Below are 17,526 nucleotides of genomic sequence, written 5' to 3'. Positions count from 1 at the left end.
TCCCCCTTGAGCCGGCGCACTACTGTGCGACCGTGCCTTCCTTGATGCCGAGCAGGACGGCGGCGCGGTGGGCTTCGCCCCGCTTGCCTTTCTTGGTACCGGCGAGAACTTGGTAAGTGGTGTGCAGATCAAGGCTGTGCTCTACGGCGAAATCCTTGACGGAAATGCCTTGCGATTCGAGCCATGCCTTTGCTTGTGCTGGTGTGCGGGTGGCGTGCATCATTCAAAACCATTCAAAAGCGTTCAGTCCGGCACAGATTACCACTCATTCGAGTGGCGTCAATGGGGTTTTATATCCAAATGAGTGGAATTGGTGATCGCCTGCGCGAGGAGAGGGATCGTCTCGGACTCTCACAGGGAGCTTTTGGCGAGATTGGCGGTGTGAAAGCCAACGCCCAGGGCAACTACGAAAAGGGCGAGCGCTACCCAGATGCGGGCTATCTGGCTGCACTGGCAGGAAGAGGCGTGGACGTTCTTTACGTCATCACCGGAGAGCGCAAGCCATTTGCCGCCGACAGCATCAGCGCCGAGGAGGCCGAGTTGCTCAAGCGCTATCGCCAGTTGCCTGACGGCGACCGCGCTGGCGCGACCAAGATGGTCACCGCCCTGGCCGAGATGGCTGGTCGCTACGAAGTAAAAAAAACGGACAACCGCTAATTCATCCGTGAGTTAGCTGTAACAGCGTGGGCGTGGTGCCTGCGCCCACCGGAAGGCCCCAGGAGGGAACCATGAAGAGATTACTGCTGGCTTGCACCACCCTGCTCATCATGACGGCCGCACACGCCGCCGAGATTACCGGCCGCGTGGTCGGTGTGAGCGACGGTGACACGCTCACCCTACTGACGGCGGAAAAGCAGCAGATCAAGGTGCGTCTGTCCTCGATCGACACTCCGGAAAAAGCCCAGCCCTACGGTCAGAAGTCACGTCAGGCCCTGGCTGATTTGACCTTTCAGAAGCAGGCTGTTCTGGACGTTCAGGACCGTGATCGTTACGGCCGTACCGTTGCCCGGGTGCATGTCGATGGCGTCGATGTGAATCGCAAGCTGGTCGAGTCCGGCGCCGCCTGGGTGTATCGCCAGTACAACCGCGACCAGTCATTGCTGCAGGCAGAGGCTGAGGCCAAAGCGGCCAAGCGAGGCCTGTGGGCGCTGCCGGAAGCTGAGCGCATGCCCCCGTGGGAGTGGCGCCGTGGCGGCCAGCTCGCAACGTCGAATCCTCGTCCCGTGCTTGTGGCTGATAATTCCGATGCGAGCGGGTTCAGCTGCTCAGTGCGGAAGAACTGTGGGCAGATGAGCAGCTGTGCAGAGGCCCGTTACCACCTCGAAACCTGCGGGAACGGACGTCTGGACAGGGATAACGATGGAGTCCCTTGTGAGACCCTCTGCGAGTAACTGGCGGGTAACCTTGGGATTCACAAGGGCACTTTGACTGGAATCAGAAATCTTCGCCGTTATCTTGGGTAGCTCACTGCCAAAACGGAGTATGCAGATGAGTACCGAAGTGCGTGAGGCTGTAGGTGGTCAACCAGTGGATAGGGTTGCTCAGCCCCTGATGGAGTACGTGACACCAGAGGAGCGGCTGATTCTTAGGTTCTATCGCCAGCTTGGCGAGGCCGAGCAGATGTTTATGCGTCGGGCGATCGAGGCGATGGCCTCGCGCATGTCATCCGCTTGAACCAGAAAGGCGCCCTTGGGCGCCTTTTTCACGTCTGCGATTGCTGCAGCCGCTTCCACTCCAGATCGACAGCCCGCTGCGCGTTGGCCTTGCTGGCGTAGAGGTGCGTCAGGCGCTTGGGCTTGGTCTGGTCGCCCGCGGTGAGCTGCTTCTGCTCGCCCGTCTTCTCGTCGCGGTACCAGGCGGCGACGCCGGTGTAGTCGCCGTCGTTGTCGGCCAGCAGATCCACGTCGTCGCCGTCGGGCAGCTTGGACTCCAGCTCCAGGCTGGTGGTGTAGCTCTCCGGCGTGAAGCTGTGGCGCAGGTTGCCGCCCAGCCAGACGATGGCCGCGATCTCGGCCTTGATGCCGAGCAGGCTGTAGGTCTGGTCGGGGGTCAGCTCCGGGCGGCCCTTGGCCAGCATGTAGCTGAGCGTGGCGGTACCGCGTTTTAAGCGCCGCCACTCGGCGCGGGCCGCGCTCAGGGCGCTGGCCTGGTCGGTGTAGCTGTGGCGCAGCTCCTTGAGGTTGTCGCCGCCGCCGGCGATGGCCTCCTTCTTCTCGGCGCTGTTGACCTCGTAGTAGTAGGCCTTGACGCCGGTGTAGCTGTCGCGGTCAGCCTGCAGGAAGCGGTGCTGGTCGCCGTCTGCCCTGGTGAGGGTGACGTGGGGCAGGCTCAGGCCGCTGGCGGTGGCGCTTTTGCCGGCCGGCATGAACAGCAGCCGCCCGGCCTTCACGGTGCTGATGGCGTCGTGCTCCTGGCCCAGGCGCTTGAGCAGGTTGGCGTCGCTCTCGTTGGCCTGGTCCAGGTGCAGCAGCTGAATGGCCGCCAGCAATGGGCTGATCACCGGCGCGAGGCCGTGAGCTGCTGCGATCGAGGCGATCACCGCGCCCAGTGTGGCGCCGTCCCAGCTGCGTTCGCGTTTGACCTTGAGGCCGCCGCGCAAGTCCGCGCTGCGGGCGCGGATGTTGAGTACGTCCGGCGCGCCGCTGTGCTCGGTTTCGTCCACGGTGTAGCTGCCCTTGTCCACCAGGCCGGTGTCGCTCCAGCCCAGCCACAGGCGCACGGTGGCGCCCCGGGGCGGGATGGCCAGCAGGCCGTCGTGGTCGCTGAGGGTGATGTCGAGCTGGTCGGCCTCCATGCCGCGGTTGTCGGTCAGCTCGATGCTGACCAGGCGCTCCTCGATGTCGAGGGTGATGTCGCGGCCGTTGACCACCACACGGCAGATCGGCTTGGGGTAGCTGGTGGCTTCGCGGTAGCGGCGGGCGGCGTCGCTGAGCAGGCCGCTGGCTTGCTGCAGCAGACTCACAGCAGCCCCCGCAGGATGCCGCCGATGCTGCCGGTGACGCTCCCGAGCAGATCCACGCGGCCATCATCGATGCGCGTCAGCTTGAGGTTGAACTCGATGCGCCGGGCCGCGCCGTCACGGAAGAACAGGGTGCGCGTCTCGCTGAGCGACTCGATCACCCACAGGCCGAAGATCCGCCCGTCTCCCTGCACCAGCGGCCAGGCCTTGCCGGTGTCGGCCATCATGCGCAGGGTGTCGAGGCTCAGCGGGCTGCCGGCCAGCCCGGGCAGCAGTACGCCGGGCAGGGTGATGCTGTCGTCGCCGCGCCCCAGGTACTGGCGCGCCGGGTTGGTGCCAATGCGGCTGGTGGAGCCGTGCCGCCAGTCGGTCTGGCGCTGGAACTCCTGGTAGGCCAGGGTCTCCAGGCTGAATACGAACATGCCGAGGGCCATCATCATGGGGCTGCTTCTCCTGGTAAATCAGTCCTGGTCGCCAAGCGCCGAACGCACGCGGGCGGCCTTGCCACGCTCGCGCTCGTCGAGCAGCTGGTTGAGCATTTGGCGCAGGCCTGCGGTATCGGTACCGGGCGCCGCCTGGATGGTGATCTGGTAGGTGTCGCCCTGGACGACCATGGGCGCGCTGCTTGCCGCGGCGGATAGCGGCGGGCGGTTGTCCATGGCGATGGCCGGGCCGCTCAGACCGAAGCTCACGGCGCCAGCGGCCGCCAGTTGCTTGGCCATGGCTGTGACCGCACCGAGCGGGCCGCCCTGGCCACCTGTCAGCCCCTGCTCAAGGCCCTGCATGGTGAAGCCGCCCAGCTCGGCGAACACGCGCGACGGCGAGTGGATGCCCAGCTTTTCCTTGAACCAGCCGACGGTGCTGTCGCCGACGCCGCTGATGGCGGTTTTCACGGCGCCCAGCTTGTTCTTGATGCCGTTGACCAGGCCGTCGAGGATCATGCCGCCGAAGTCGGTGAACTTGGCCGGCAGCTCGACGCCGAAGTAGCCCATCAGCCCGGCGAAGGCGCGGTAGAACAGGCCGAGCGGGGAGAAGTTGAGGATCAGCGTGGCGATGCCGCCCAGGCCGCCGTTGAAGCCGGCCTTGATCTCGGCCCACAGGCCGAGGAAGTAAGGGCCGACCCGGTCCCAGTTTTTGTAGATCAGGTAGGCCGCGCCGGCGATGGCGGTCACGGCCAGGCCGATGGGGTTCATCATCAGCGCCCGGCCGATCAGCAGAATGCCTTTCCACACGACTGGCAATGCGACCTTGCCGAGGTTTAGCAGCACGCTAGCCAAACCCGCGCCCTTGATGCCGAACACAGTCAGCGCATAGCGCGCCATAGCGAACGGGCCGAGGAAGCTGGCCATGCCCAGGGTGACGGCGCCGAAGCCGGCCGCCAGCGCGGCAACGCCGGCCACCGTCTTGAGGATCTGCCCGGCCAGCTCCGGGTTGGCCTTGACCCAGTCGTTCACCCGGCTGACCACGCTGTTGAAGCTCTCGATCAGCTCCACCAGGGTAGGCCGCAGCGTCTCGCCCAGGGTGGCCGAGAGGTTGAAGGCGTTGTTCTTGGCCATCTGCAGGCGCGCGGACATCAGCTCGGCGCGAATGTCGGCTTCGCGCTGCATGGAGCCGTCGCCGTCGGCTGAGTTGGCCAATTCGAGCTGGCGGCGGTACTCGCCGACGTTCTGCGCCAGTTTTGCCGCGTCGTCGCCGAACTCCTTGCCGAAGAGCTGCGTGGTGACGCCGAGCTGCTCAGCCTTGGGCAGCTTGTTGATGGCGTCCAGCACCTGCTGCAGGGTGCCTGTGGCGTTCTCGGCCATGCCGCTCTGCAGGGCCTCAGCCTCAAGCCCCAGCGCCTTGAGCCCGGCCTGGAAGCGTTTGGGCTGCTGGGATGCAATGGCCAGCTCGCGGATCATCGCGTTGGTGGCGGTGCCGGCAACCTCGGCGGTGGCGCCCAAGGTGAGGAATGTGGAGCCCAGGGCCGCTGCTTCCTTGTAGCTCATGCCAACCGAAGCGGTGACGCCCGCAGTGCGCTGCAGCACCTCGATGATGTCCGCGCCCTTCGACTTGGCGTTGTCGTCCAGGTAGTTGATGGCGTCGCCCAGCTGGCTGACGTTCTGGATCGGGATCTTGTATAGGTCGGCGATGCGCGCGAGGTTCTCGCCGATCTGGTCTGCCGGCAGCTCGAAGGCGGTGGCGGCGTTGGCCGCTACCTCGGCAAACGCCAGCAGGTTGTCCTTGCCGGTCACGCCCATGCGCGCCGCGCCTTCTACCAGCGCGGCGATCTCGGTGGTGGCCATGGGGATGCGCTCGCCCATGGCTTTGATGGCGTCGGCCATCTCGTAGTAGGTGCTGGTGAGCTGCCCGTTGTCGTCGCGGGCGCCCGCCACCTGCTTGGCGACGCCGGCCATGGCGTCCTCGAAGCTCATGTAGCTCTGGACGGTGCTCAGTACCGGCATGCCCATGGCGGCCCCGGCAGCGGCCGAGCCCGCGCCGACGCCCGCCATGCTGCCGGCGAGCTGCTGGCTCTTGTCGTACTGATCACGCGCGCGGGCAAGCTGTTTGGTCTGCGTTGCCAAGCGCTGCATGCGCCGGCCCTGCTCGGTGATGGTCTGGTTGGTCTGCTCGATGCGCTGGCGCAGGTCGCGCTCGTGCTGGCTGAGGTTGCGCGTGCTGATGCCGGCAGCGCTGAGCTTGTTGCGCAGGCCCTGGAGCTGTACCTGCTGCTCCTGGTGCTGCTTCTTGAGGGCGGTGGCCTCGCGGATGGCGCCCTTGAGATCGCGCGTCATCTGCCGGGTGGGCACGCCAGTGGCGGCCAGGTCTCTGCCGAGGGCCTTCACCCGATCGCGGGCGCCCTGCAGGGCGGTTTCGGTCTGCTCGCTGGCAGCGCGCAGCGTGCGCCAGCTGCTAACGTCGCGCTGCTGTGACTGCAGCGTCTTGAGCTGGTCGCGGGATTCCTTGAGGGCGCGGCCGAGGCCGACGCTCCCCTGGGTGATGGCGCGGATGGGCCGGGTGGCGCGGTCGATGGCCTGGAGGATGACCTCCATCTTCAAGTCATTGGCCATAGCGTTGCTCCCAGCGTGTTCTGGCCCGCTCCCGCCATTCGATCAGATCAGAAAGGGCCAGCGGGGCCATGTCCGCCGGCGCCCAGTGAAAGACCATGGCCAGGTCGGCCATGGCGTCTTCTACGCAACGAGGGCAGCTTCCTTCGCCGACTTCTGCAGCAAAAAACCGGACACCGCGACCCCGCAGGCCAGCAGGTCGGCCGGATCCATGGTGCCGATCTCGGCGTCGGTGAGGCTGGGCGTGCTGATGCGCGGCAGCACCTTGCGCAGGGCCAGCACGTCCATCTGCACCAGGTCGACCAGGGTCACGCCGCGCAGCTCGCCGCTCATGGGCTTGCGCAGGGTGAGCTTGTCGTGGGTTGTCTCACCGCGCTTGATGGGGGTGTCCAGTTCGATGACTACTTCGGCGGGGTTCTGGGCCTTGTCGGTGGGCTCGGGGGTTGCCATGGGGTTGCTCCTTGGGGGGTGATTAACCGCCAGCCCAGTGGCCGGCGGCGGATTGCGGAACGGTGGCCGCTGGCCGCGCATCGGTTAGATGCCCAGCGCCTTGCGGTGCGCGGCCAAGAGGTCTTTGCCGTTGACGATGTAGACGAAGTTGAGCAGGTCGATCTCGACCAGGACTTCGCCGTCGACGGTGAGCTTGTAGTAGGTCAGGGTGGTGGTGATCTTGTGCTCGGTGTCTTCACCAGGCTCGGCGTCGCCGAAGTCGATCTCCTCATGGCGGCCGCGAGCGACGATCTCCACGGCGCTGACTTCGCCGGTGTCGTCACGCTGCACGGAGCCTGCGAAGCGCAGCTGCACAGCGTCGGCGGTGGTGGCACCGAACTGGCGCACGGCGAGCAGATCCCAGCCGCCGAGCGTCCACTCCAGCTGCAGGCCGTCGTCGCTGTGGCCCATGTCGACCTTGACCGGGCCGTCCATGCCGCCGCCGCGATAGGACTCCAGCTTGCGGCTGAGTGTCGGCAGGGTGAGGGACTTGGCAACGCCGAGGTAGCTGTTGCCGTCGTTGAACAGGTTGAGGTGCTTGAGCTTCTTGGGCAGGGCCATGGTCGGGCGCTCCTACGGCGCGGCCGGAGCCGCGCGGATGAATGGGATGGTCAGGCGTTGACGGCGGCGGCGAAGTCGACCAGGAAGCGGTCGGTGATGCGCTGGCGCAGCAGCAGGTTTTCCAGCGGCGGGACCGGGGTGTAGTCGTAGTCCAGGTACAGCTTGCCGGCCTTGAGGGTGTCCTTGTCGTTGGCGGCCTCGTCGTACCAGCACTCGCCCCCCAGCAGGTAGCCGTTGCGCACCAGCTCGCGGAACTTGGCATTGATGCCTTCGACGATGTCGCGCACCAGGCTCGGGTGCATGGGCTTGTCCACCGCCCAGAAGTGCGCCTCGGCCATGGTGTCCGCCAGCACCTGCGCCGAGCGGGTGTAGTTCTCGAAGGCGAACAGAGGGTCAGCCGAGCAGGTGCGCGAGCCCCAGAAGCGGAAGCCATCGCGGCGGATCAGCGTGGTGACCTCGTCGGCGTTGAGCAGGCCGGCGTCGGTGGCGGGGTTCTGCAGGTCGAAGTAGATGTCCTTGGACAGGCCCGACACGCCGTTGACCGGCACGTTGGAGAGGGTCTTGTGCCAGCCCACTTGCTCGTCGAGCTTGGCGCGCAGGCCCAGGGCGCGGGCCACGGCGTTGGCCGGTGCGTTGGCGTTGGCAACGGTGTCCCAGGAGACGAAGTCCGGCCAGATGAGCATCAGCTCGCGGGCGCCGAAGCCGGCGCGGTAGGCCAGGGCCTCGGAGACGGTCTCGCAGTCCCAGCAGCTGGCATAGGCGAAGCCGCGCAGCTTCTCGGCGATAGCGACTAGTTCGGTGGTGACAGCCAGGTTGTCCAGGCCGGGCACGCCCAGGATGCGTGGGCGCACGCCGAGCTGGGCTTCTGCGGCCAGCAGGGCCTTGAGGCCGGTGTACTGGCCTGCAGGGGTGACGCCGCCGATGATCTTGCTGACCTGGTCAGCTTCTTTCGCGGCATCGTCGACGCCTTCGCCATCGGCCACACGCACCACGACAGTGACGGGGCTGGCCTGGTCGGCGATGGCGTCCAGGCTCTTGGCCAGGGTGCCCTGCTCGCCGGCCTTACCAGAGGCAGTGAGCACGTCGGTGAGCAGGACGGGCTTGTTGAGGGGAAAGACCGTGGCGTCGGCATCCTGCGCGGTGCAGACCATGCCCACCACGGCAGTGGCGACGGTGCGAATGGGGCGGGTGCCCTCGTTGAGTTCGAGGACGCGGACGCCGTGATGGTAGTCGGACATTGGGGCAGCTCCTGGTGGGCGTGATGCCAGTTCAGTGAGCCTTGAGGGTGACGCGCGCGCGCAAGGGGCGCGAGCGCCGGGGGTTGTGGCGCTGAGGGGTCACAACCTGGGGAACCAGGCCCAGACGGGCCTGGTTGTGCTCAAGCGTTGTTGCCGATGCCGGCGACGGCGGCCTCGATGGCGGCGATGGTTTGGGCAGTGAGCTGTTGGGCTTGCTCGACTTCGCCGGCGGCCATGAGGGTGCGGATTTGCTCTTTGGCGGCCAGGCGTGTGGTGCGCAGCAGCTCCAGGGCGTTGGTGTAGGCCGCTGCCTCGGCGAGGATGCTGTCGGCCGCCTGCTGCGGCGTGCGCCCGTTGATGGCCCAGGCGGCGACCATGGGCGGCGCGTCGCCTTCATAGCCAGCAGCGGCGAATTGCTCGGCCTGCAGGCGAGCGCGGTCGTACTCGACGGCGCGTAGGGGGTCGCCGGCGACGGCACGGCGGGCGAGGTCGGCGGCGGTGTCGATGCGTTGGCAGAGTTCTATCGCGGTTACGGCGCGCTGCGCACGAACGTGCTCATTAACCTCTGACTCATCCATAGCAGACAGGTCATCGGCGCCGAATTTAGCGCGGTCTTCTTCTGTTTCAAAAGCAAATACTGAACCTTTCGCATTCTTAAATAATAACATTAGCTAAGCTCCAGCCATTGTTCAGTAATTGTAGAGACAATTGAATATTGCGCATCAATTGGGATTATCGCGGTTATTGACTCGGTATCCAGTGTGTCAAATTTAAGTCGGACGCCATCGACGAATAGCCCACCAGCCGCGCCAGCGTTACCGATGAAATGAATCATTATCGGCTTGCCTGTTGTGTTCGTGTACGTGGTGTTAGTCAACCGACTGGCAGTAACATCCTTCCATGTCTGCCCAATGCCAAGAGCGCGCGGGTCATTTGCAGCTATTTGAATGTCTTTTGACCCGTCGAAATCAACGCCGTTAATCTTCCTAGCGGTTGAAAGCCTGTCCGCTTTTGCCACGGTAGCAGTTGAAATATTTCCGTCATGGTAGAGTTTGCGCATTTGGGCGTCGACATAGTTGCCGGCGCGAAAGAACATTTCGCCGCTTAGGGATAGGATAATCTGAGTTCCATAGGTACCGCTCGGGAATCCGATATTTATAATTGTTCCAGAGTGCGAGTCGGGCGCTCCCACAGTGCTGCTATTGTAAACTTTAAAGTTTGTAGACCATTCGTTTATTGATTCGGCAATGTTTTCTATTAACTCACCGCGCCGACCTAATCCGTGCGCGCCATTGAGCATTAACCGCCCAAGGGTGTAATCGAAGGCATTAGACTGCTTAACCAGGCCCAGAAACTCGCCCATGGCCGAGACGGCATCACAAGCCAGCAGGTCGCGGCCCTCTGCAGTGATAGTCGTCAGGCTCAGTGCACCGGCGCCAGTGAAATAGGGCAGGGTGTTGGGCGCACCCTCGAGAGAGGACAGCGCATTCAGATTGATATTAAGGGGCTGTTTACTAGCCAGTGCGGTCGTAACTGTGGTAGCGAAGTTCGGGTCGTTGCCCAGGGCAGCAGCCAACTCGTTGAGGGTATCAAGAGCAGCGGGGGATGAATTTACCAGCGCGGCCACGGCCGCCTGTACGTATGCCGTGGTCGCCAGCAGGTTGTTGCTCACTGTGAGCGGCTGAGTTGGTGCAGTCGCGTTGCCAGTAAGTGCTGGGCTATCCAGCGGAGCACGCAGGGAAATTGCCTCGTTAAGCAACGCTTGTACGGCCGCGACAAATTCGGTGGTGGCCAACTGGGTGTTGCTTGTGCCAGCAGGAGCTGTGGGCGCTTTTGGCATGCCGGTGAATGTCGGGCTGTCTAACGGTGCAGCACCAAGCGTGAGCAGGGCTTCCGCATCATCGGTATCGTCGAGCAGGGTGCGAGCAAAGGCGCTGAGTGTAGCCAGGGCGAACTGGTCTGCACCGGTGCTGTAGATGATCTGATTTGCAGCGGTGACGAGTTCGGCCAGCGCTGTGAGAGTGGCGTCTTTCGCTTGCTTTTCATCCTGCAGGCGCTTGCCCATCGCGGCCGACAGCGCCGCCGATGAACTGCTGGACTCCAGATTGTTGATCAGGGTGGTAACCCCTGGGGTCGTTTCAGTTGCTGGCGGGTTGGTGAACGTAATGTCGCCGAACTCGATGACCGAGGTGTCGAGGCTCTCAAGAATGATGTCGGTGGCCAGCAGCAGGGTGGACGGGGCGGCTTTCTGGATGATCCAGCCCGCCGCTGGCAGCTGGGAGTAGATGGCGATGAGGGTGCCTTTGTCGCTGATCAAGCCGAACTCGCCGACGTTGTAGGCGGCGCTGCTTTCATCCTTAGCCATGACGTGGATGGTGTCAGCGGCCACCACCTGGCCGCCGATGGATGAAACACGCTTGACCTCGGCCTGCAGCGCCGTTTGGGTTTTGCTGGGCGTGTATTGCCCGGTACCGAGCGCGACAGCGGTGATGGTGACTTTTTCGGTGCCGGTGTTCTGGGCGTTGATGATTTCAGCCCGGCCGGCGTTGGTGATGGTGATGAGTAGGGCCATTAGGGTGCCTCGGTGCATTGAATGCGGCGGTAGATGACGGGGCGTGTGGCGCCGGCCAGGCCAAGGCCACCGGTAGCCGCCAGGCCGAGCGTGAAGGTGAAGTGGCTGCGCACGGGCTTGGTGCGCTCGATTTCCTTGATGACGTCCTGCTGGTAGGCGGCGGTGTTGGGTACGCCCTGGCCGAGGGTGAGCACCACGTCGAAGGTGTGCGGGGTGCCCATGGGGCTTTTTTGCCACCACTCGCGCAGGGCGAGGGCACTGCCGAACGCGGCGACGACGTCGCGCACGCTTTTGGCGGTGCCTTTGCGGCGCTGGATTTCTACCGCTGCGCGGATACGTGCGCGCTTGACCGCCTCGGGCCAGTACGGCTGCCAGCTGTCGAGCGAGAGCGTCCAGGCCAGCCAGGGCAGCAGGTGCGCGGGGCAGGTTTCGGGGTTCCAGAGTTCGCGCAGGGGCACGGGCAGCGTGCCGAGGCGCAGGGTGGCTTGCTCCAGCTTGCGCTCAAGCGCTGAGGCGTTGGGCGGCAGCAGGCTCGGTTGGTCACTCATCGAGGCCACCATCGGTCAGGTTGATGGCGGTGCAGTAGGTGGCGCTCTGGCGATCTACCACCAGGTTGGCGGCGGGATTGGCCAGATCAACGCGCTGCACGCCCGGCTGGTGCAGCGCGGCGTAGATGCCGGAGAGGGTGACATCCAGACCGAGGCGGTGCTGGCCGGCGGTGTAGGCCTCGAGCGCTGCCCGCGCGTTGGCCATGATGACTTCACGGTCTGGGCCGGCATAGAAGTAGAGCGTGGCGTCGACCTGATACTGCACGACAGTGGCGGCTTGAACCTGGACGTAGTCGGTCAGTGGGCGGACGCTTTCGTCGCTCAGCCTGGCCAGTACGGTTGCGAGCAGAGGCGCGGCGGGGATGCCGCTGCCCTGGCGTGACAGTACGGTGATCAGTACTTGGCCGGGGGTTGGGCTGATGGCGCTTGCGTCGAGCACCTGCCCGTCTGCACTGAGTGCGTGGAAGATGTAGGCGCCCTCTGGCCCTGCAGTGGACAGCCCTTCCAGTGAAAGCTGGATGCGGTATCGGAAGTCGTTGTCGCTCTCGTAAACGGCCGCGATGGGCGGCACGGCGGTTAGGTCTGCGGGGCTTAGCAGCAGTCGTTCTACGCCGAACAAGGTGCCGAGGTTGTCCAGATCGGTGCCGGCTGAGTAGGGCAGCATGACAGCGCGGGCGGCGTCGTTGATGCGGGCGCGCAGCTGCAGTTCGCGGTAGGCGCAAACCTGCAGCAGCTTCATGAAGGGTTCCGACTCGACCTGGGCGTCCAGCTCCGGGGCGCGTTCGATGAGGTCGGCCAACATGGCGGCAAGGATCTGCTCAAAGTCGAGCGGCTCGATCACGTTCGGCGCCGCGACCTGGGAGAGGTTGATGGCGGTGAACTGGCTCATGCGATAGCTCCAAGGCGCAGCGGGATGCGCAGGCTGAGCGGTTCGTTGATGTCAGCCCTGGTGCCGTCTATATCCAACACGACTTGTCCAGGCTGCTCGCCAAGGAACAACTGCACGCGGCTTAGGCGGATGCGTGGCTCCCAGCGCAGCAGGGCCATGGCGGTGGCGGCATAGGCCTGCAGGCGCGTGGCGTCGTTGGTGGGCCAGTCGATGAGTTCGGGCAGCTGGCTGCCGTAGTCGCGGCGCATGACACGCGAGCCGATAGGCGTGGTGAGGATGTCGGCAATCGACTGGGCAATGTGGGCATTGCCAGCGAGGGCGCGGCCGGTTTGGTTGCTCATGCCGATCATGGTGTCGGCTCCTGGGAAATACCGCTGCCCGGCATCACGCCCTTGGTGCGGTGGTTGACCAGGCTGATGCCTGCAGCGATGACGTCGTTGCTCACGGTCACCAGGCCGGTGATATCCACGTCGCCGAGGATGGAGATGCCGCCCGGTGCCTGCAGCTCTGCGGTGCCTCCGGCTGGCAGGATGGCCAGCAAGCGGTGGGCGATGCTGTCGTACTCGATCACGGCGCCGTCGCGGTAGGTGCGGCGGTGCAGGCCTGCGCGCTCGCCGTTGGCGGGGATCAGGTCAGAGAACAACCCCGTCAGCACGAGGCCCTGGGCGAGGTGCCCGGATGGGCTGAGCAGTACCACCTGCTCGCCGATGGTGGGCGGGTCCCACTCGCGGTCTGCGCCGGCGCGCAGGGCCAGCCAGGGCAGCCAGGTGGTGGTGAGTGTGCCGCTTTTGACCTTGACGCGCGGCGGCTGCATCTGCACCTCGGCGATGGTGCCGAGGCGGACGATGTTTTCAATGAGTCGGGCTAGGTCGGCGATGTTCATGCCGCTGATGCTGCCGCTCGCGCGCGCGGGGCGCACTGGCGCGGTGTTGTGCCGGTGGTGCCCTACAACGCGCAGTCAGCGGGTGAGGTGCTGCAGAAGCTGGTCGCGGATCAATTCCAGGTCGGCATCGGTGAAGCCGAGCAGCTCGCGGCGCTCGTACTGCACCTCGGCCTGGCCGCGTTCGGGGCGGTCGCGCAGGCCGTACTGGTGGACGCGGGCGATGCGGGCCACGCGGCCCATGAAGCTGATGGCGATGGCATCCGGGGTGCTGCGCAGCTTGAGGTGCGCGGCCTGGCGCACCTTGGTGAACATCTGCCGCTTGATGCGCCCGACCTTGCCGCGCAGCTTGCGGGGCTTGCGTGGGGCGTAGGCTGTGCCGTCCGGGTTGCGCTGGCTGGCCACGCGCTGCTGCTGGCTGCGGCGCAGCTCGCGGCCGATCTGCTGGTTGAGCTGGCGGCGGGCGCTGGGTTCCAGCTTGGCCAGTAGGGCACCTGCCCAGTCTTCCAGGGCGCGCAGATCATCAGCCATGGCGGAGTGGGTGCGGGCTGGCGAGGTCGCCGCCGTCCTGGGCTGTGCTCTGCCACTCGGCCAGGAGCATGCCGTTGGCGTAGAGCTGCCAGATGCCAGCTTCCAGGAACGGGTCCAGCTGCGGTTCGTCCGGGTGGCTTACGTCCAGAGTGCCGCCGGCCTGCTTCTTAACGATCACCCGTTCAGTGAGTGGCAGCTTGATGGAGAGGTCGACCTTGCTGTTGTCCAGGACGTCGGCCTCGAAAGCGATGGCGGTCTTGCCCTTCTCCAGGTTGGTGAGCAGTTCGTGCTGGTTGACCAGCAGCCAGGCCAGCAGCGGGATGGCCACGGCGTCCGGGTGGCCGGCGTAGTCGGTGAGGATGACGTTGAGGGTGTAGCTGTACTCGAAGGACAGGCCAGGCGCGGCGGTGCTGCGGATGGTGCCGTTGTCGATGAACACCAGCAGGCGGTCGGGGTTCTTGTGCAGTTCGGGCACGGCCTCCAGCAGGTGGGCGCGCAGGCTGTTGGGCTTGTTCATGGCTGGGGGGCCCTCTGTTGGTGCTGGTGGATCATGTCGATCTGGGCGGCGCAGTCGGCCCAGGCGGCCTCGACGGACTCGATGTCGCGCAGCAACTCGCCGTTACTGGCGGGGCTTGCCGGCGGCAGGCGGCACGGCACCACGGCCGGGCAGCCAGTCTCGATAACCAGCGGCTCCGGTGATGGCGGGGCGCTCGCGCAGCCGGCGAGCAGCAGCAGGCAGAGGCTGAGCGGACCATTGGCGAAGGTCGGCATTTTCACGTTCAAGCTCCTGGATCTGGTTGAGGCTGGCGGCCAGGTTCTGGCGCAGCAGATCCTGGGTGGTTCGCAGTGAGGCCTGGGCGGTGCGCTCGGCCTGCAGGGCGCCGTCGAGGCGGGTGATGGTGGCGGCCTGGCGGGCGTTGCGTTGCTCCAGCTGCTGCACTTTCTCGGCAGCCAGGTCGGCGCGGGCCTGCTCGGCCTGGATGCGCTGGTACTGGCCCCAGAGCAGCAGCCCCAGGGCACCGAGCAGGGCGAGTCCGTAGAGCGCCTGGCGCAGGGTGGTCATGCGGCGGCCTTGCTGCAGCCGCAGCTGGCGTGCCGCTCGTAGGCGCGCTCGAGCTTCACGTCGTACAGGTTCCGGGCGTAGGCCGGGCCGTTGTAGGCCTTGGCGAACTGCGCCCACTTCTTGCCCTTGAGGGCCTTGTGCAGGGCCGGGTCGGCTTCGATGAAGCGGACGAAGGCCTCGAACTGCTCGTTCTCGTCGCTGGCCATGCGGCTGACGAAGTCGGCGACGCTGGCGTAGCCGAGGCGGTTGGCGTGGTAGCCCATGATCTGGAAGGCGCCCCAGCTTGCGGACTCGTCCGCACAGAGGGCGTCGAGCATACGCGCCTGGGCCAGTCGCTGGTGCTCGGCGGTGCCGCCGGCGTAGCCGCCCGGGCGACGGTTGACCAGGTGCGGGTGCAGGGCGGCGAGGTGGTCGGCGTGGGCGATCAGCGCGGCGCTGTCGTCGCCGTCGTGGCGTACCAGGGACAAGCGCGCGTGCATGACGTGGCGCTCGAACAGGATTTTCGGCTTGCCGTTGGCCAGGAAGCCGGCGCCGCTGCTTTCCACCTCGTTGACGGCGTAGACCACGGCCAGCTCGACGCCGAGGCGCTCAGCGGCAGCCACCAGGGTGGCGTTGCGCAGCAGGTGGCGGCAGTCGGTACCGGTCAGGGCGGCCAGAGTCTTGGGGCCGGCGATGCCATCGGCCACCAGGCCGACCTTGAGCTGGTAGGCGCGCACGGCGGCCTCGGTCTTGGCGCCGAAGTCGCCGTCGGCGAACAGCTTGGCGCCCTGGGCGTTGAGCTGCTTCTGCAGCTGGAGCACGGCCTGGCCGCGGTCACCGTGACGGAGTGTGGTCATACAGAGGGCCTCAGCAGGGCGGCAAGGTTGCCGCGGGAACGGTAGACGAGGATGCACAGCAGCACGGCGATGGCCGCTTGCCAGAGGCTGACGGGGCGCTGGTAGAGCAGGATCTCCAGCCCGGCGCAGAGCAAGGCGGCGATCAGTAGGCAGGCCAGCAGCGAGATGCCGCGACGGATGCGGGCGCCGTTGCGCTGGAAGCACAGCAGCCGCAGCGCCGAGGCCAGGTAGGCGACGGCGGCGGCCAGGGGTACGAGGTGCAGCAGCAGGGTGACCATCTTCACTCTCCTTTGCCCTTCTTGAGCCAGGACGGGACCATACCCTGCAGGAAGGCCTGGACGTCGGACAGCTCCATGCGCTCGACCACGGCCAGCACCTTTAGGGCGATGGGGACGACGAGAATGGCGCCGACGAAGCCGCCGGGGCCGGTCTGGGTGATGGGGGTCTGGGCGACGATCTCGCCGGCGCTGACGTAGCCGGCACCGACCGAGACCAGCAGGCCGAGCAGGCGCTGCCAGGCCTTGAGGTCTTTCTGGTTCAGGGCGATCAGGGCGGCGCCGATGATGGCGCCGAACAGGGCGTTGCCGTCCATGTTGGGCAGGAAAGTGGCAAGGCCGACGCCGGCTGCGGCCGTGGCCACGACGACGGAGCTGCTGGTTGGATCAGCCATGGTGAGTCCTTTCAGGTGTGGGGAGTACGGTGGTGTCCTTGAGGCTGTGGCCGAGCTGCACGAACGGCAGGCGGTTGATGCGGGCGACCACGTCGACCAGTAGGGCCGGCGAGTAGCGCTGGGCGTCCTGGAAGCCGATGGCAGCGGCGCAGAACTCGCTGCAGAACATGCGCTCGCGGTGGTCGATGGCCACCGGCAGCAGCTGGCTGAGGCCAATGCCGAGCCAGTCGTAGCCCAGCCCCCAGTGGCGCGCGAAAACGTCCTCGATCCGGGCGGCGGATGCCCAGGGCAGCGGGAACAGGTCCCAGTGTTCGAGGTTCAGCTCGATGTACTTCTCGCGCACGCCGCCATCCATGGCCGAGGCCGACAGCCAGCGGCCGTCGGGCATGACCAGTTCGCAGTGGCTGTAGCGCGAGTGCGTCCATAGGCGGATCAGGCGGTTGAACAGCTTGCCCTTGCCTTTGTAGGCGGCGAGGTAGATCAGTCCCATAGGTTCACCACCTGGCGTTGTTCGGCTTGCGGGGCGGCATCCGGCAGGGTGACGGCGGTGCCGTGGGGAATGACGGGGCCGAGGTCGGCGAGGCCGGGGTTGGCGTCCAGGACGGTCTCGGTGACGCCTGCGGTGCGGCCGTAATACCGCCAGCAGATGGCGTCGACGGTGTCGCCCTGGTTGGCGATTACGCTGGCCATCAGAGCAGCTCCACCGTGGTGTGGCTGATGCCAAGGATGCTGCGCAGGGCGTGGCGCGCGTCGCGGCGCAGCTCGTCGATGTTTGTGCTGTCCTCGGTGGCCTTCTGCTCGCCGCTGTTGGTGGCGTCGAAGCTGCGGTAGCGCTCGACCAGCTCGGCGGTGGCGCGGCAGTAGATGGTGCGGCGGTAGAGGTGCAGCAGCTGGCTTTCGCCTTTGATCTGCGATGCCGGCACGTCGGCCAGGCTGGCGTGGCCTTCCTCCTGACGGGCGCGGCGGTAGAGGTCGAGCTCGCGGTTGGCCTCGATCATGGCATTGATCGCGGCGGCCTCGATGCGCTCGGGTGTGACGCTGGCGTCCAGGCGCATGGCGGCGCGCAGGTCGAGACAGTCGATGTCCGGCCAGAAGGCGTCGTTCTCGATCTTGTGCTCGGCGGCGGTGGTGCCGGAGGCGATGAATCCGCTCATGGTCTGGCCCTTGGGTCGGCGGTGGTCGGGGCTTCACAGACAGTCCAAGGAGAGAGCCTGCTGATCCGCCCCGAGCCGCCGGGGTGCGTGGG

Annotated in this window: 26 protein-coding genes and 1 pseudogene; 3 read left to right on the top strand and 24 right to left on the bottom strand. The window is 65.9% G+C overall.

Annotation, left to right across the window (positions count from 1 at the left end):
- Positions 1-19: 19 nt before the first annotated feature.
- Positions 20-220 (bottom strand): DNA-binding protein, encoded by a 201-nt coding sequence (locus tag CW360_RS10215; protein ID WP_101193632.1) that lies wholly within the window; start codon positions 218-220, stop codon positions 20-22.
- Positions 221-300: 80 nt separating this feature from the next.
- Between CW360_RS10215 and CW360_RS10210 the strand changes: the two genes are divergently transcribed.
- From CW360_RS10210 to CW360_RS10200, 3 genes are all read left to right on the top strand, one after another.
- Positions 301-657, top strand: a complete 357-nt coding sequence (locus CW360_RS10210) for a helix-turn-helix domain-containing protein (protein WP_170307385.1) — start codon at positions 301-303, stop codon at positions 655-657.
- A 71-nt stretch (positions 658-728) separates the two neighbouring features.
- A complete protein-coding gene (locus CW360_RS10205; RefSeq protein ID WP_101193630.1) occupies positions 729-1,391 on the top strand; it encodes a thermonuclease family protein in 663 nt (220 codons plus the stop codon).
- Between the two features lie 97 nt (positions 1,392-1,488).
- Positions 1,489-1,674, top strand: coding sequence for a hypothetical protein (locus tag CW360_RS10200; protein ID WP_101193629.1), 186 nt, complete (start codon positions 1,489-1,491; stop codon positions 1,672-1,674).
- Positions 1,675-1,702: 28 nt separating this feature from the next.
- On the opposite strand, the gene CW360_RS10195 is transcribed toward CW360_RS10200, so the two are convergent.
- The 23 genes and pseudogenes from CW360_RS10195 to CW360_RS10090 form a co-directional block, all read right to left on the bottom strand.
- Positions 1,703-2,962, bottom strand: a complete 1,260-nt coding sequence (locus tag CW360_RS10195; protein WP_101193628.1) for a phage late control D family protein — start codon at positions 2,960-2,962, stop codon at positions 1,703-1,705.
- A complete protein-coding gene (locus tag CW360_RS10190; protein ID WP_101193627.1) occupies positions 2,959-3,399 on the bottom strand; it encodes a phage tail protein in 441 nt (146 codons plus the stop codon). The genes CW360_RS10195 and CW360_RS10190 overlap by 4 nt, the downstream gene beginning before the upstream one ends.
- A gap of 21 nt (positions 3,400-3,420) precedes the next feature.
- Positions 3,421-6,006, bottom strand: a complete 2,586-nt coding sequence (locus CW360_RS10185; protein WP_101193626.1) for a phage tail tape measure protein — start codon at positions 6,004-6,006, stop codon at positions 3,421-3,423.
- Positions 5,996-6,118 (bottom strand): GpE family phage tail protein, encoded by a 123-nt coding sequence (locus CW360_RS10180; RefSeq protein WP_101193625.1) that lies wholly within the window; start codon positions 6,116-6,118, stop codon positions 5,996-5,998. The genes CW360_RS10185 and CW360_RS10180 overlap by 11 nt, the downstream gene beginning before the upstream one ends.
- A gap of 8 nt (positions 6,119-6,126) precedes the next feature.
- On the bottom strand, positions 6,127-6,453 hold the full coding sequence (locus CW360_RS10175) for a phage tail assembly protein (RefSeq protein ID WP_101193624.1): 327 nt from the start codon (positions 6,451-6,453) through the stop codon (positions 6,127-6,129).
- A gap of 84 nt (positions 6,454-6,537) precedes the next feature.
- Positions 6,538-7,053, bottom strand: a complete 516-nt coding sequence (locus tag CW360_RS10170) for a phage major tail tube protein (RefSeq protein WP_101193623.1) — start codon at positions 7,051-7,053, stop codon at positions 6,538-6,540.
- 50 nt (positions 7,054-7,103) lie between these two features.
- A complete protein-coding gene (locus CW360_RS10165; RefSeq protein ID WP_101193622.1) occupies positions 7,104-8,291 on the bottom strand; it encodes a phage tail sheath protein in 1,188 nt (395 codons plus the stop codon).
- Positions 8,292-8,431: 140 nt separating this feature from the next.
- A complete protein-coding gene (locus CW360_RS10160) occupies positions 8,432-8,869 on the bottom strand; it encodes a phage tail protein (protein ID WP_157825291.1) in 438 nt (145 codons plus the stop codon).
- Positions 8,870-8,958: 89 nt separating this feature from the next.
- Positions 8,959-10,863: a phage tail-collar fiber domain-containing protein gene (locus CW360_RS10155; RefSeq protein ID WP_101193620.1), complete on the bottom strand. Its 1,905-nt coding sequence runs from the start codon at positions 10,861-10,863 to the stop codon at positions 8,959-8,961.
- A complete protein-coding gene (locus tag CW360_RS10150) occupies positions 10,863-11,411 on the bottom strand; it encodes a phage tail protein I (protein WP_101193619.1) in 549 nt (182 codons plus the stop codon). The genes CW360_RS10155 and CW360_RS10150 overlap by 1 nt, the downstream gene beginning before the upstream one ends.
- Positions 11,404-12,300: a baseplate assembly protein gene (locus CW360_RS10145; RefSeq protein WP_101193618.1), complete on the bottom strand. Its 897-nt coding sequence runs from the start codon at positions 12,298-12,300 to the stop codon at positions 11,404-11,406. The genes CW360_RS10150 and CW360_RS10145 overlap by 8 nt, the downstream gene beginning before the upstream one ends.
- Positions 12,297-12,650 (bottom strand): GPW/gp25 family protein, encoded by a 354-nt coding sequence (locus CW360_RS10140; protein WP_101193617.1) that lies wholly within the window; start codon positions 12,648-12,650, stop codon positions 12,297-12,299. Before CW360_RS10140 ends, CW360_RS10145 begins: the two co-directional genes overlap by 4 nt.
- Positions 12,647-13,183: a phage baseplate assembly protein V gene (locus CW360_RS10135; RefSeq protein ID WP_101193616.1), complete on the bottom strand. Its 537-nt coding sequence runs from the start codon at positions 13,181-13,183 to the stop codon at positions 12,647-12,649. Before CW360_RS10135 ends, CW360_RS10140 begins: the two co-directional genes overlap by 4 nt.
- A 75-nt stretch (positions 13,184-13,258) precedes the next feature.
- The gene (locus CW360_RS10130; RefSeq protein WP_101193615.1) at positions 13,259-13,711 is read right to left on the bottom strand and encodes a phage virion morphogenesis protein; all 453 of its coding nucleotides are present in this window, start codon (positions 13,709-13,711) and stop codon (positions 13,259-13,261) included.
- On the bottom strand, positions 13,704-14,228 hold the full coding sequence (locus CW360_RS10125) for a phage tail protein (RefSeq protein WP_101193614.1): 525 nt from the start codon (positions 14,226-14,228) through the stop codon (positions 13,704-13,706). The genes CW360_RS10130 and CW360_RS10125 overlap by 8 nt, the downstream gene beginning before the upstream one ends.
- Positions 14,225-14,416, bottom strand: a pseudogene (gene lysC / locus CW360_RS17080) (Rz1-like lysis system protein LysC); the annotation flags it as partial. The gene CW360_RS10125 and the pseudogene lysC, both read right to left, overlap by 4 nt.
- Complete coding sequence (gene lysB / locus CW360_RS10120; protein ID WP_101193613.1) at positions 14,331-14,774, bottom strand: Rz-like lysis system protein LysB; 444 nt, start codon at positions 14,772-14,774, stop codon at positions 14,331-14,333. The gene lysB and the pseudogene lysC, both read right to left, overlap by 86 nt.
- Positions 14,771-15,610 carry an N-acetylmuramidase domain-containing protein gene (locus CW360_RS10115; RefSeq protein ID WP_101193612.1) on the bottom strand — a complete coding sequence of 280 codons (840 nt, stop codon included), beginning with the start codon at positions 15,608-15,610 and terminating at the stop codon, positions 14,771-14,773. Before CW360_RS10115 ends, lysB begins: the two co-directional genes overlap by 4 nt.
- The gene (locus CW360_RS10110; RefSeq protein ID WP_101193611.1) at positions 15,607-15,888 is read right to left on the bottom strand and encodes a phage holin family protein; all 282 of its coding nucleotides are present in this window, start codon (positions 15,886-15,888) and stop codon (positions 15,607-15,609) included. The genes CW360_RS10115 and CW360_RS10110 overlap by 4 nt, the downstream gene beginning before the upstream one ends.
- Positions 15,889-15,890: 2 nt before the next feature.
- A complete protein-coding gene (locus tag CW360_RS10105) occupies positions 15,891-16,280 on the bottom strand; it encodes a putative holin (protein WP_101193610.1) in 390 nt (129 codons plus the stop codon).
- The gene (locus CW360_RS10100) at positions 16,273-16,770 is read right to left on the bottom strand and encodes a hypothetical protein (RefSeq protein ID WP_212633292.1); all 498 of its coding nucleotides are present in this window, start codon (positions 16,768-16,770) and stop codon (positions 16,273-16,275) included. The genes CW360_RS10105 and CW360_RS10100 overlap by 8 nt, the downstream gene beginning before the upstream one ends.
- Positions 16,761-16,970 (bottom strand): tail protein X, encoded by a 210-nt coding sequence (locus tag CW360_RS10095; protein WP_101193609.1) that lies wholly within the window; start codon positions 16,968-16,970, stop codon positions 16,761-16,763. The genes CW360_RS10100 and CW360_RS10095 overlap by 10 nt, the downstream gene beginning before the upstream one ends.
- Positions 16,970-17,434, bottom strand: a complete 465-nt coding sequence (locus CW360_RS10090; protein WP_101193608.1) for a head completion/stabilization protein — start codon at positions 17,432-17,434, stop codon at positions 16,970-16,972. Before CW360_RS10090 ends, CW360_RS10095 begins: the two co-directional genes overlap by 1 nt.
- Positions 17,435-17,526: the final 92 nt, after the last annotated feature.

Source organism: Pseudomonas fluvialis (genome assembly GCF_002835605.1).
GTDB lineage: Bacteria > Pseudomonadota > Gammaproteobacteria > Pseudomonadales > Pseudomonadaceae > Aquipseudomonas > Aquipseudomonas fluvialis.
Note: the sequence above shows the minus strand (reverse complement) of the source record. Positions and strands in the feature narration are given on the sequence as shown.

Coding starts and splice junctions, on each gene's coding strand:
- CW360_RS10180 (WP_101193625.1), bottom strand. CDS start 6,118: ATGGCCGACCTGGCCATGGTCTTTCACTGGGCGCCGGCGGACATGGCC.
- CW360_RS10165 (WP_101193622.1), bottom strand. CDS start 8,291: ATGTCCGACTACCATCACGGCGTCCGCGTCCTCGAACTCAACGAGGGC.
- CW360_RS10100 (WP_212633292.1), bottom strand. CDS start 16,770: ATGGGACTGATCTACCTCGCCGCCTACAAAGGCAAGGGCAAGCTGTTC.
- CW360_RS10115 (WP_101193612.1), bottom strand. CDS start 15,610: ATGACCACACTCCGTCACGGTGACCGCGGCCAGGCCGTGCTCCAGCTG.
- CW360_RS10095 (WP_101193609.1), bottom strand. CDS start 16,970: ATGGCCAGCGTAATCGCCAACCAGGGCGACACCGTCGACGCCATCTGC.
- CW360_RS10170 (WP_101193623.1), bottom strand. CDS start 7,053: ATGGCCCTGCCCAAGAAGCTCAAGCACCTCAACCTGTTCAACGACGGC.
- CW360_RS10140 (WP_101193617.1), bottom strand. CDS start 12,650: ATGATCGGCATGAGCAACCAAACCGGCCGCGCCCTCGCTGGCAATGCC.
- CW360_RS10135 (WP_101193616.1), bottom strand. CDS start 13,183: ATGAACATCGCCGACCTAGCCCGACTCATTGAAAACATCGTCCGCCTC.
- CW360_RS10175 (WP_101193624.1), bottom strand. CDS start 6,453: ATGGCAACCCCCGAGCCCACCGACAAGGCCCAGAACCCCGCCGAAGTA.
- CW360_RS10215 (WP_101193632.1), bottom strand. CDS start 220: ATGCACGCCACCCGCACACCAGCACAAGCAAAGGCATGGCTCGAATCG.
- lysB (WP_101193613.1), bottom strand. CDS start 14,774: ATGACCACCCTGCGCCAGGCGCTCTACGGACTCGCCCTGCTCGGTGCC.
- CW360_RS10105 (WP_101193610.1), bottom strand. CDS start 16,280: ATGGCTGATCCAACCAGCAGCTCCGTCGTCGTGGCCACGGCCGCAGCC.
- CW360_RS10185 (WP_101193626.1), bottom strand. CDS start 6,006: ATGGCCAATGACTTGAAGATGGAGGTCATCCTCCAGGCCATCGACCGC.
- CW360_RS10190 (WP_101193627.1), bottom strand. CDS start 3,399: ATGATGATGGCCCTCGGCATGTTCGTATTCAGCCTGGAGACCCTGGCC.
- CW360_RS10110 (WP_101193611.1), bottom strand. CDS start 15,888: ATGGTCACCCTGCTGCTGCACCTCGTACCCCTGGCCGCCGCCGTCGCC.
- CW360_RS10090 (WP_101193608.1), bottom strand. CDS start 17,434: ATGAGCGGATTCATCGCCTCCGGCACCACCGCCGCCGAGCACAAGATC.
- CW360_RS10145 (WP_101193618.1), bottom strand. CDS start 12,300: ATGAGCCAGTTCACCGCCATCAACCTCTCCCAGGTCGCGGCGCCGAAC.
- CW360_RS10160 (WP_157825291.1), bottom strand. CDS start 8,869: ATGGATGAGTCAGAGGTTAATGAGCACGTTCGTGCGCAGCGCGCCGTA.
- CW360_RS10205 (WP_101193630.1), top strand. CDS start 729: ATGAAGAGATTACTGCTGGCTTGCACCACCCTGCTCATCATGACGGCC.
- CW360_RS10130 (WP_101193615.1), bottom strand. CDS start 13,711: ATGGCTGATGATCTGCGCGCCCTGGAAGACTGGGCAGGTGCCCTACTG.
- CW360_RS10150 (WP_101193619.1), bottom strand. CDS start 11,411: ATGAGTGACCAACCGAGCCTGCTGCCGCCCAACGCCTCAGCGCTTGAG.
- CW360_RS10125 (WP_101193614.1), bottom strand. CDS start 14,228: ATGAACAAGCCCAACAGCCTGCGCGCCCACCTGCTGGAGGCCGTGCCC.
- CW360_RS10210 (WP_170307385.1), top strand. CDS start 301: ATGAGTGGAATTGGTGATCGCCTGCGCGAGGAGAGGGATCGTCTCGGA.
- CW360_RS10200 (WP_101193629.1), top strand. CDS start 1,489: ATGAGTACCGAAGTGCGTGAGGCTGTAGGTGGTCAACCAGTGGATAGG.
- CW360_RS10155 (WP_101193620.1), bottom strand. CDS start 10,863: ATGGCCCTACTCATCACCATCACCAACGCCGGCCGGGCTGAAATCATC.